Source organism: Rubneribacter badeniensis (genome assembly GCF_002899695.1).
GTDB lineage: Bacteria > Actinomycetota > Coriobacteriia > Coriobacteriales > Eggerthellaceae > Rubneribacter > Rubneribacter badeniensis.
Map to the genome: position 1 here is coordinate 1 of NZ_PPEL01000097.1, position 10,977 is coordinate 10,977.

The window sequence follows — 10,977 nt, forward strand, 5'->3', positions numbered from 1 at the left end:
GGGGGGGGGGGGGGGGGGGGGGGGGTAGTCCGGCGTTCTGAGCGCGGAAAGTGCGGGTTGGTTTACGCCTCGTACACCACGGCACCGGAGGTGAAGCCGCCGCCGAACGCGACGAGCACCACCTTGTCGCCGCGCTGAATGCGCCCGCTTTCGTAGGCATCGGCAAGGGCCATGGGCACGCTTGCAGCCGACGAGTTGCCGGTATGGGCGATGGAGAGCTGGAACAGGTCGAGGGGGCAGCCGAGCTTTTTCGCTGCGTACTTGATGATGCGCTCGTTGGCCTGATGGGGGACGATGCAGGCCACGTCGTCGAGCGAGAGGTTCGCGCGGTCGAGCGCGGCGCGGATGGCTGCGGTCATGGCTTCGGAGGCGAACTTGAACACCTTGGGACCGTTCATGCGCAGCACTTGGCGCGGTTTGCCGTCGGCAACGGCTTCGCCGATGGCAAGTTCCTCGTCGACGTGCGCAAGGCCCGGATCGCCCGCAGCCGCCGCATCGAGGGAGATGCCGTGCGCGTCGAAGGGCTGCGGAGCTTCGTAGGCGGCGGCGCAGGTGAGGGCGTTCGCCTCGTCGTCTTCGTTCGTGATGAAGCTGCTCAAAATGCCGGGACGCTCCTCGCTCCACTCGAGCACGGCTGCGCCCGCGCCGTCCCCGAACAGGACGCAGGTGTTGCGGTCGGACCAGTCGGTGAGGCGGGTGAGGCGCTCGGCCCCCACGACGAGCGCGCGGCGCACGGGGTTGCGTCCTGCGGCGCCGGCGACCGAGGGAGCCGCGGCGGCCATCATCGACTCGGCCATCGCAAGGCCGTAGACGAAGCCCGAGCACGCCGCGTTCAGGTCGAAGGCGATGGCGTTGGAGAGGCCCAGGCGGCGGCGCAAGAGGCCCGCTTCGGAAGGGGAGACGACGTCGGGCGTGATGGTGGCGCAGATGACAAGGTCGATCTCGCCGGGGTCGAGGCGTCGCTCGGCATGACCGCCGTCGATCCAGCCGAGGGCTTGGCGGGCTGCGACCTCGGCGAGATCGGAGTTCGTCTCATCGACGGCGACGCGTCGGGACTTGATGCCCGTGCGCGTGCTGATCCACTCGTCGTTCGTGTCGACGAGCGCTTTGAGCTCGTCGTTCTCGACCTCCAACGCAGGGAGGCATTTTCCGCATCCGATGATCGTGCTGCCCATGTCGCTCCGTCCCGCAAATGCTTAGATAGTCAAACTAAATCGATTATAGCACCGCCCATTCAGCGAGAGAGGGCATGGCCGCGACTTCCATAAAGTGCGGGGAGCATGCCGGGCGGCTGTAAACGGCTGATCCTGATCTAGGGAGGTCTGCGCGGGAAACTGCGCCGCAGAAGGCTCCGACAGGATTTTCGAGCCGCCGGAGCCGCGTCAGAGCATGCGCCCGAGGGATTCGACCGCGTACAACGGCATGTCCAAGATCTTCCCATCCCGCTTTGGCGGCAGGGGAGAGAAGCGGATGGCTCGCTCGAAGCCAAACCGCTTCACCGCAGCCTTCAGGCTTTTCGCTTGCAAATTGAGGCCCGACTTCACCTCGATTGGAATGACTTCATCGGCACCCTGCACGACGAAGTCGAGCTCGGCCGATGAATTGTCGGCGGACCAGTAATGCAATCCGATTTCTTGAGCGGCCAGCTGCTGGCAGACGTATTGCTCGGCGAAGGCCCCCTTCGCTGTGGCGAAGATGTCGTTTTGGCGCAGGATCATCGCTGGGTTTATCCCGGCCATCGTCCGCAGAAGGCCCACGTCGGATAGGAAGAGCTTGAACGAAGCGAAGTCCTCGTGCATCTTCAGGGGGTATTGCGGAGTGACAACCCGTGTTGCCTTCAAGGCGAGCGAGGTGTCCACGAGCCACTGTATGGCCAGCTCGAAATCGCGTCCTCGTCCGCTTTCCCGCACAGCGGTGTACATGAACTTTTTGTTCTCCCTTGAAAGCTGCGACGGGATGGAATCCCACACTTGGTTGAGGCGCAAGGGAAGCCCTCTCGGCGCAAGCTGGCTGTGCTTCGAGAAATCGTCCCGGTAGTTCCTCAGGATGCGCGCTTGCACCTCGCCTATCCGCTCGAAATCGACCGCCGGCTTTGCTTCTGCGAATTCCCGCACTGCTTCGGGCATGCCGCCGATGATGAGGTAGTACTTCAGTTGCTCCAAGATCCGCTCATGGAACACGGACATCATTTCCGTATCGGCATCTGCGATGAGGTCTGACAGGCCCTCCTCCCCGCACGCCATGAGGAATTCCCGGAAGCTGAGCGGATAGAGCTTTTGGAAATGCACCTGCCCCACAGGAAAAGACGTGCCGGGATGGACGGTTACCCCCAAAGAGGATCCGGTGGCGATAACGGCGTATTCCGGCGCGTTTTCGTTGAAGTACTTCAAGGACGTGAGGGCGCGCGGCACCTCCTGCACCTCGTCGAACACGATGAGGGTGTTTGCTGGCTGGATGGGCACTCCCGCTTCGAGGGACAGGGCGGGGATAAGGCGCGACGGGGTGATGTCCCCCGCGAAGAGCCGGGCCATGCGCTCGTTGCTTTCGAAGGAGATGTAGGCGAGCGACTTGAATTGGGTGCGCCCGAACTCTTTGACGAGCCAGGTCTTGCCCACTTGCCGTGCCCCGGTGAGGAGCAGGGGTTTTCTTGAAGGGGAATGCTTCCATTCGACGAGTTTTTCCATGCAGAGGCGCTTCATAGGGTGTCCTTTCGGGTCCTTTTCTGCATGCTATCACATTTTCACAGGCACTTTTGCATCATACATGCACATTTTCATAGGGACTTTTACGTTTCGTACGCACATTTTCCCCTTATGGGTTGCAGCAACCCGAAAATGCCCCCTTGCAAAAAATGACGGGCGTGTTGCACGCCCTTCCCTGGGCCGATCAACGGCGGGGGGCGGTGGGCTTTCACGTTCGCGACGGACCTCTGCGACGGGCCCTCGGATTCCCTCGCCGTCTTTGCGCTCCTGCCCGGAATTGTTGGCTCTGCGAGCGACGCGTTCGACCGCGCTAGCGTGCGGCGTCGACCAGCGCGCGGAACAGCGGCAGGTGGGGGGCAAGGTACTCGGGGTGCCACTGCACGCCGAGGAAGAAGCGGCGCGTCGGATCCTCGAGCGCCTCCACGATCCCGTCGTCGCTCGCCGCCGACACGAGCAATCCGGGCGCGACGAGGGCGACCGCCTGATGGTGCATCGAGTTCGCCAGCAGCGAGCGCGCGCCTGCCGTTTCGCTTCCCGTTTCGAGATCGGCCGGCCATCCGGCCTTGCAGCCCAGCGTCGCCCCGCCGCCCGCGCCGCCGCACAGCACGCGCTCAAGCAGCGTGCCGGACGCGACGTCGACGCGCTGGTGCGCCACGTCGTAGGGCGGCCGCTGCCGATGATCGATCGCGGTGATCCCGCAGGCGCGCGCATCCTGGTAAAGCGTGCCTCCCAGCGCCACGTTCATCACCTGCATGCCCCGGCAGATGCCCAGCACGGGTAGGTCGCGTTCGTGCGCAACGCGGGCGAGCTCCAGATCGAGCGCGTCGCGTCCGGTGGACACCTGGACGGTTTCGGGAAGGCGCGCCGTGTCGCCGTAGCGCCGTGGATCCACGTCGCCGCCGCCCGAAAGCACGAGCGCGTCCACCCGCTCGACCATCTCGCGCGCCGCGGCCTCGTTCGCCTCGTCGCCGTCGCCGGTCGGCGGTAGCAGCACCGGCGTGCCCCCGGCTGTGGCCACGCAGCGCACGTATTCCACCGTGACGCGCTCCACGGGCACGCGCTCGTCCCTCTGCTCTTCCACCGAGTACGTGGTGGTGATCCCGATGATCATGCTGTATCTAAGTCCTTTACCGTTAGTCGCTCGTTGTCCGAAAAACTTTTTCAAGTGTTTCTTCCTTTCTCGTCATTTTGGCATGGTTTTTGCTTCTCGTCTATGGAGGGCCTTCGTTTTCGAGCGCAGGAGCAGTAAACGGATCCGCATGCAACGTGGTGGACGAGAGTGCTAAGGAGTCATGGCAGATGGGTGAAGAGTCGTTTGACGTCATAATTGTCGGCGGGGGTCTTGCTGGATGCACGGCGGCGTACGTGTTGGCGAAAGCAGGCGTGGAAGTCGTGGTTGTGGAGAGGGGGCCGTTTAGCGGGGCGAAGAACATGACGGGCGGGCGCTTGTACGGCCATAGCCTTGAAAAAGTCATCCCGGGATTTGCTTGCTCAGCTCCAGTTGAAAGAAGGATCACGAAAGAACGTTTGTCCTTCATGACTGATGAAAGTGCCACCACCCTTGATTTTTCCAGTGAGAAGCTGGGAGAGCCCGTACACGCTTCGTATTCGGTTTTGCGATCAACGTTTGACCGGTGGCTTGCCGACCAGGCAGAAAACGCAGGAGCTTTGTTCGTCAACGAGATTCGTGTTGACGAGCTCATTGTGAAAGATGGTTGCGTGTGCGGCATTCGTGCCGGGGAGGATCGCATGAGGGCTCATGTGGTTTTACTGGCTGACGGTGCCGTTTCGCTCTTGGGGCAAAAGCTGGGAATGGTTCCACCTCTTGATCCGCACAAGATGGCAGTGTCTGCAAAAGAGGTCATCCAATTGGATGAAGGCACTGTCTCGGATCGTTTCGGCTGCGCTCAGGGAGAAGGTTGTGCCTGGTTGTTTGATGGGTCATGCACCGATGGGCATATTGGCGGCGGTTTTCTATATACGAATACAGACAGCGTTTCGCTGGGCGTGGTTACTACTATTGGCGACATAGATCGAAGCGATGCGTCGGTGCCGGAGATGCTTGGACGTTTGGAGCGCCATCCTGTGGTGGCGCCCCTTATCGAGGGCGGCACGCTGCGCGAGTATACGGGACGTATGATTTTGGAGGGAGGTGTTTCCGCCGTCCCCGAGTTAGTGCGTGACGGGGTTCTCATAGCCGGAGATGCGGCTGGTTTCGGCATGAATATCGGTTACTGCGTTCGTGGGATGGACTTTGCCATAGAGTCCGGCAGACTTGCGGCTGAAACCATTCTCAAGGCGCGTGAATCGGATGACTACAGCGCCAAGACATTGAGCGCTTACCTAGAGCTGCTTAACGACAGCTTTGTAATGCGCGATCTGAAGTTTTATCGAGATTTCCCGTCTTTCATGGAGAAAACACGCCGTATGTTCACGGAATATCCTGCGCTTTTGGAAGAGGTCATGCTTGGGATGTTTTGTATTGACGGTTCTGAGCCGAAAAAGCTCAGCAAAAAGGCTTTAACTGCGGCAAGAAGAGTGGGCATTGTGAATCTGATGAGGGATATGAGGAAGGGATTGGGGGCATTGTGATGCGGGAGATGAGCGTAGAACAGAAGCTTTCGTCGAACAAGTTTCACGTGGACGAGGGGTTTGCCCATATCGAGGTGGATAAGGACGCTTCTCGCGACGATATTGTTCGACTGGCAAAACTGTGTCCGGCTGGTTTGTACGCTTTGGACGACCACGATAGATTGGCGTTCGATTATGCCGGCTGTTTGGAATGCGGTACCTGTTTGGTTGCTTCAAAAGGGGTCGTGGTGAGGTCGTGGGACTATCCGCGCGGAGGTATGGGCGTCGAGTTTCGCCTGGGTTAAGCTCTGAAGGTGACGATATGCCGTACTGCAATGTTGCTGAACCTTTTTTGGATAGCGTCCATGCTCATCCTCAGAAGATCGCTGTGGTGTTCGATGGGCGTACGATATCTTATGGAGAGCTCAATGACCGCATCAATTGTGTGGCTCGCGTTCTTATCGAGGATCTTGAAGTGGGTGTCGGGGATCGGGTGGCGTATCTTCTGCCCAATTGCCCTGAGCTTTTAGAGGTGTATTATGCGGTTCAAAAGATCGGGGCGGTGGCCGTTCCTCTGAATTTCAAAAGTATCGCACGTGAGATAGGCTGCTTGGTGAATGCGAGCGGGGCGAAGGTGCTTGTGTTCGCGAAGCGATTCGCTCGCATGGTCGCCGATGCCGCTCCCGACTTCTGCGAGCCGGTGTCGCTTGCGTGCGCGGATGGCTTCGTTGACGGCGCGTTTTCGTTGATGAAGAGTTTCGAGAGGGACAATCCTGATGAACCCATGCTCTTCCGCGGTTCTTCCGCATTGTCGCGCATTCAATATACGGGTGGCTCCATGGGCGTGCCCAAAGGAGCGGCGCGTACCCATCAAGCCGATCTTGTGGAATTGGATGCTGTGATGGATTCCAACGGCGTAGCCGATGATGCCGACAATGTCGTGCTTGTCCAATGCCCGTTGGAGCATCATGGTGGCCACAGTTGGTTTACTATGGCGTTAGCGGCGGGAGCCACTCTTGTTGTGTGCGGAGCGTTTGACGCGGAAAACATCTTGCATTTGATCGAGCGGTATCGGGTGACGTACATGATCCTGTTGCCCCCTACCACGTATCGGAGGCTTTTGCGCTGTCCTGCCATTGGGCGATACGACCTGAGCTCGGTAAGGCTCGTGCAAAGCGCTGCCGGAGCCATGCCCAAAGCCATAGCGCAATTGATATACGATTATTTTCCCAATGCCGTATTGAACTACGGCTGGGGCCAGTCGGAAAGCGGTGCGGGTACGAGCCTGCGCATCACGCGTGAGATGTTAGAGGCCGACTCGCCGCTCCTTGAGAGTGTGGGATTTCCGATGAAGCATGTGGAGATGAAAGTGGTAGATGAACGGGGCGTAGAGCTCTCCAATGGGGAAGTGGGCGAAGCTCTTTTTCGGTCGCAGTCTGTTATGGAAGGCTATTACGGACAGGATGGTTCGGCAGATAGCGTGTTCACCGATGATGGCTGGTTGTGTACGGGCGATCTTATGATGCGCGATGACAAAGGGTGCTTTTACTTGCTATCGCGCAAAAAGGATGTGGTTAAGTCCGGCGGTGAGAATGTGTTTGCCTCCGAGGTGGAAAACGCGATTCGCGCTCACCCTGATGTGGAAGATTGTCTGGTGTTTGGCGCAAGGGATCCGATTTTGGGTGAAGCAGTGGCGGCTGTGGTGCAACCGCGGATCGGAGCTGCGCTGACCGAGGAGGAGATACGGGATCATTGCAAACGCCTTATGGCCAGTTACAAGAAGCCTCGTTACGTGACGTTCGTAGAAGATATGGGGCGCGATGACGCGGGGAAGGTGAGAAAGGGCGACATAATTGATTGCTTCAATGAGCGAAGGGGTGAGTGGGAGAACGGTGTCGAGAGGGGCTCTGAAGCAACTTAAGCGTCCATACGGCCAAAGTCTTGTTTTGGAAGGAAGAGGTTGGGTCAAGCGTGGCCTTCTCCGGCGAAGACTGAGCGTATGCGCATAGTTCTGCCTAGATTCTTGAGGAAGGGGGCGGCTTGGATGGTTGTGACAAGGATCGCGAATTCTCGATCAAGTGAGGGCAAAACGCTTGTTGTGGCACAGATCTTGCTTCTAGTGGAAGTGATGCGTGTTTCCGACGAGCAGAAGGAGTGATGGATGAACATTGTTGCGTGCTACAAGATCGTGTATGACGAGCAAGATGTTGTCGTAAAGCCTGATCGTACCCTGTCATTTGAGCGAGCCGCTCTCAAGATAGGAGATTATGACCTCAATGCTGTGGAGGCGGGTGCGCAACTGGCTGTTGAGCATGACGCAACGCTCATTGGCCTGACGGCTGGTGGAGACTCCGTTATGGACTCGAAGATTCGCAAAGCCATCCTTGCGCGCGGCCCACAAGAAAACGTGGCCGTAAGGGACGATGCTCTTGATATGGCCGGATCTTTGAAGACGGCGCATGTGCTTGCCGCTGCTGTAAGGAATTTGGGTGATGTCGATCTTATTTTGTGCGGAGAAGGATCTGCGGACAGATATGCCCAGCAAGTGGGCATACAACTGGGGGAAGTTCTTGGGCTGCCGACCATCAACGGGGTAACTTCCATTGACCTCGAGGAGGGCGTTGCGCGCGTCGAGCGTGTTGCAGGCGCTGAAGTGGAGAGGCTGGAGATTCCGTTGCCGGCCGTTCTGTCGGTTGTGGCCGACATGAACACCCCGCGCATCCCTTCTATGAAGGACATTTTGAATGCCGGGAAAAAGCCTTCGCGCGTACTATCTCTTGACGAGATCGGATACGAGAACAGGGACGAATGCATCAAGATCATGAGCGTGGAGGCCCCCGAACGGCGCGAGCGCACGTGCGAAATCCTTGAGGGCAGTGACGACAAGACGATGCAAGAGTTTATCGCTCGCATTCGCGAGCGTCTTTAAGGAGGTTTCCGTGGTTAGCAAAAGCATTGTGGTGTTTGCCGATACCGTGGAGGCTTACGAGGAGCTCTGTTCTGGCGCACGTGCCCTCGACTGTCGGCCAGTTGCCTTGTTTGCGGGAAGTGCCGACGATGCCGAGCGCGTGTCGATGTGGGGTGCGCGTGTGGTGCATGTGGGCGAAGTTCCGGAGGGGGCGCTGTACGAAGACCTCGCAAGCGCATTCGAGCAGATCATTCGCTTCGAAAAGCCTGCGCTTATTATGGCGCGCGCATCTAAGCGTACGCAGTGCATCGCAGGGCGTCTTGCTGTTCGCCTGGGCGCTCCTGTGGTGAGCGATGCGCTGCGCATCGACCTTGATGGCGAGGTAGCCCGGTTCGTCAGCATGATATACGGAGGTGCTGCCGAATGCGTTGAGCAGGTGAGCGGGTTGGCTATCGTGTTGGTGGGCTCCGGGGTGTTCGAGGCCGGAGGGGCTTGCGACGGCGGTATGGTCGAGCATTCGGATGCGGCCTTAGAGTTTGGCCCCATCAAACTGATTGAACGTTGGGAAAAGCAGGAGGAAACGGTTGACTTGGGTTCCGCGAAACGTGTGGTGTGCGTCGGGCGCGGCGTTCAGTCAATAGGGAATCTTGAGGCTGCGAAGGAGTTCGCCACTCGAATCGGGGCCGAGATGGCTTGCTCTCGTCCTATTGTCGAAACAGAGGGATGGATGCCTCGTAGCCGATATTTGGGAGTGTCGGGAGCTGTGGTTAAACCGGATATTTACATTGGCTTGGGCGTGTCCGGACAGGTGCAGCATACGGTGGGTATGGCAGATTCCCAGTTTGTTGTGGCCGTGAACAAGGATAAGAACGCACCGTTGATGCATGAATGCGATTTGGGTTTGGTGGCCGATTTGGAAACCGTCCTTCCTGTGCTTTCTTCTATATAAGAGGTATGTTTGCGGAGGCGGGCGGGGTTCGGAAGCGATTCTGTCCCTCGCCCGCCTTCTCTATCCTTGCGGGGTGCTTTCCTTCGCTAAGATTCCCCGCTTGTAAAGGCATGAGATTTCTCGAGAAGAAAGGCCCATGCTCTTGAGTATTTCTTCGTTGTGCTGGCCGACGAGCGGCATTCCACGCCGTACTTTTCCAGGGTGCTTCTTCAAGCGGGGAACAACCGACACGCCCCGAATGGAATGGTCGTCGTAGGCGTTCTGCCATTCGGTAAAAGTCTTTCGAGCCTGATAATGGGGGTCGGCCTCGCCCATGGCAAATGTGTATACGCGTGAACACGGTATGCCGGATGCAAGAAACTCTTGCTCGACGGTTTCGGCATCGTGGGTTTGCAGGTAGTTCGCCAGTGCGGCCTCAAGTGCCTCTCCCGCTTCGGTATCTTTTCTCACTCCGCTGATTCCGTTTGGAAAAAGATCGCTTCCGTATGGCAGGTCGAGTATGGCGCATGCATGCTTGAGCACTCCGGATCCGAGCACCATGACGTAGAGCGATACGCCATCTCTGCATATATAGGTTCCCATTCCTGCGTTGAAAGTGACGCCTCGAGCAGGAAGGGTCTTCGTGTTGAGGTAATCCATTATGTAATACCCCGAACATCTGAGCATGGCCTCGAATTGAGCGACGTCGATGCTGTCTCCCTCTCCTGTTTTTTTCGCGTGGTGCAAAGCCGCCAACCCTCCGGTCAGTGCCATAAACCCTGCGTAGTAGTCGGAGACTTGCGGAAACGCTGGAAGAGGGGGTCTGTCGGAGAACCCGTTCATTTCGAGGAAACCGGAATACGCTTGGCCTATGCCATCGAAGCTGGCCCTTTGCACGTAACTCGATAGGCCTGTTTGACCGAATCCCGATATGTGGACAATTACGAGTGCGGGATTGATTTTCCAAAGCTCTTGATCGGAAAGTCCCCACTTGGCCAACTGTCCACCCCGGAACCCTTCGATGAGCATGTCCGAGGAAGAGAGAAGCTTTGCGAGAAGGCTCTTTCCTTCGCTCGATTTGATGTTCATGCAGAGGGAGCGCGAGTTTCTCCTGTCCATGAGGGTTCCCCATCCGGGATTGTGCGCGCCTGGCCTAGACGCGTCTCTCCCGTTCGGGTTCTCTATCCCGATGACGTCAGCCCCCAGGTCTCCGAGCATGCTGCAGGCGAAAGGTCCTGCAATGGCTTGGCAAAGACTAACGACTTTCACTCCCGTAAGTGGCCCATGCCAGGCTGTGTCGGATGAAGTTGGCCGAGCAGACATGTCCATGAACCTCCTCCTCTCTTTCGCCTCTGAAGATCAGCCAAAGTTGGTAAATGCAATTTCCATGCCGAAGTGTTAATATGGTTCATATTTATAATAAAAAAGTATAATTTGAAGGGTAAGCGTATGGGGGTCCGTTCATCTGTCGAGACAGCTGTTCGCCAACAAACGAAGCTTGCACCTGCCGCCATACGCGGATTGGAGATCCTTGCCTTGCCCACTGCCGACCTGATTGGGTATATATGCGGCGAGGCTGAGGAGAACCCACTTCTAGATGTGGACTTTCATCACGAATTGTTCTCCTGCGATCCGCTTCCATCCTGTTTCGAGGGAAAGGCGCTCGAAGGGTCTTTCGGCGGCTGCCGTCGGCATGGGGTAGAAGCTCGTGCGTTCGATTATAGTAGGATTGCCGATGCCTGTCGGGGGTGCGGACGTTTTTCCGGACGGCCTAGGCGGCCAGCCCCAGCCGCCTCCTGCGGCCGGCTATCGTATCGTACACCTTGCGCCCTCCCTCGTCGAACGCCTTCAGCCTCCCCTCCCGGTAC

General features: G+C 58.1%; 9 protein-coding genes and 1 pseudogene. 6 read left to right on the forward strand and 4 right to left on the reverse strand.

Features of this window, described 5'->3' with window-relative positions; all coding sequences use genetic code 11:
• Window positions 1-62: 62 nt before the first annotated feature.
• From C2L80_RS11835 to C2L80_RS11845, 3 genes are all read right to left on the reverse strand, one after another.
• Window positions 63-1,175 (reverse strand): 3-oxoacyl-ACP synthase III family protein, encoded by a 1,113-nt coding sequence (locus tag C2L80_RS11835; protein WP_087195925.1) that lies wholly within the window; start codon window positions 1,173-1,175, stop codon window positions 63-65.
• 207 nt (window positions 1,176-1,382) lie between these two features.
• Window positions 1,383-2,699, reverse strand: a complete 1,317-nt coding sequence (locus C2L80_RS11840) for an ATP-binding protein (protein ID WP_087195926.1) — start codon at window positions 2,697-2,699, stop codon at window positions 1,383-1,385.
• A gap of 313 nt (window positions 2,700-3,012) precedes the next feature.
• Window positions 3,013-3,813: a gamma-glutamyl-gamma-aminobutyrate hydrolase family protein gene (locus C2L80_RS11845; RefSeq protein WP_087195927.1), complete on the reverse strand. Its 801-nt coding sequence runs from the start codon at window positions 3,811-3,813 to the stop codon at window positions 3,013-3,015.
• A 188-nt stretch (window positions 3,814-4,001) separates the two neighbouring features.
• Between C2L80_RS11845 and C2L80_RS11850 the strand changes: the two genes are divergently transcribed.
• From C2L80_RS11850 to C2L80_RS11870, 5 genes are all read left to right on the forward strand, one after another.
• Window positions 4,002-5,294, forward strand: a complete 1,293-nt coding sequence (locus C2L80_RS11850) for an FAD-dependent oxidoreductase (RefSeq protein WP_092197577.1) — start codon at window positions 4,002-4,004, stop codon at window positions 5,292-5,294.
• A gap of 8 nt (window positions 5,295-5,302) precedes the next feature.
• A complete protein-coding gene (locus tag C2L80_RS11855) occupies window positions 5,303-5,578 on the forward strand; it encodes a ferredoxin family protein (protein ID WP_204600600.1) in 276 nt (91 codons plus the stop codon).
• Window positions 5,579-5,595: 17 nt separating this feature from the next.
• Window positions 5,596-7,194 carry a class I adenylate-forming enzyme family protein gene (locus C2L80_RS11860; RefSeq protein WP_239938961.1) on the forward strand — a complete coding sequence of 533 codons (1,599 nt, stop codon included), beginning with the start codon at window positions 5,596-5,598 and terminating at the stop codon, window positions 7,192-7,194.
• A 240-nt stretch (window positions 7,195-7,434) separates the two neighbouring features.
• Window positions 7,435-8,202, forward strand: coding sequence for a putative electron transfer flavoprotein FixA (fixA, locus tag C2L80_RS11865; protein WP_092197573.1), 768 nt, complete (start codon window positions 7,435-7,437; stop codon window positions 8,200-8,202).
• A 10-nt stretch (window positions 8,203-8,212) separates the two neighbouring features.
• Window positions 8,213-9,130, forward strand: coding sequence for an electron transfer flavoprotein subunit alpha/FixB family protein (locus C2L80_RS11870; RefSeq protein ID WP_092197571.1), 918 nt, complete (start codon window positions 8,213-8,215; stop codon window positions 9,128-9,130).
• 60 nt (window positions 9,131-9,190) lie between these two features.
• Here C2L80_RS11870 and C2L80_RS11875 read toward each other — a convergent pair whose 3' ends face one another.
• Window positions 9,191-10,438 carry a CaiB/BaiF CoA transferase family protein gene (locus C2L80_RS11875; RefSeq protein ID WP_338049476.1) on the reverse strand — a complete coding sequence of 416 codons (1,248 nt, stop codon included), beginning with the start codon at window positions 10,436-10,438 and terminating at the stop codon, window positions 9,191-9,193.
• A 120-nt stretch (window positions 10,439-10,558) separates the two neighbouring features.
• Here C2L80_RS11875 and C2L80_RS14700 point away from each other — a divergent pair.
• A pseudogene (locus tag C2L80_RS14700) lies at window positions 10,559-10,977 on the forward strand (hypothetical protein); the annotation flags it as partial.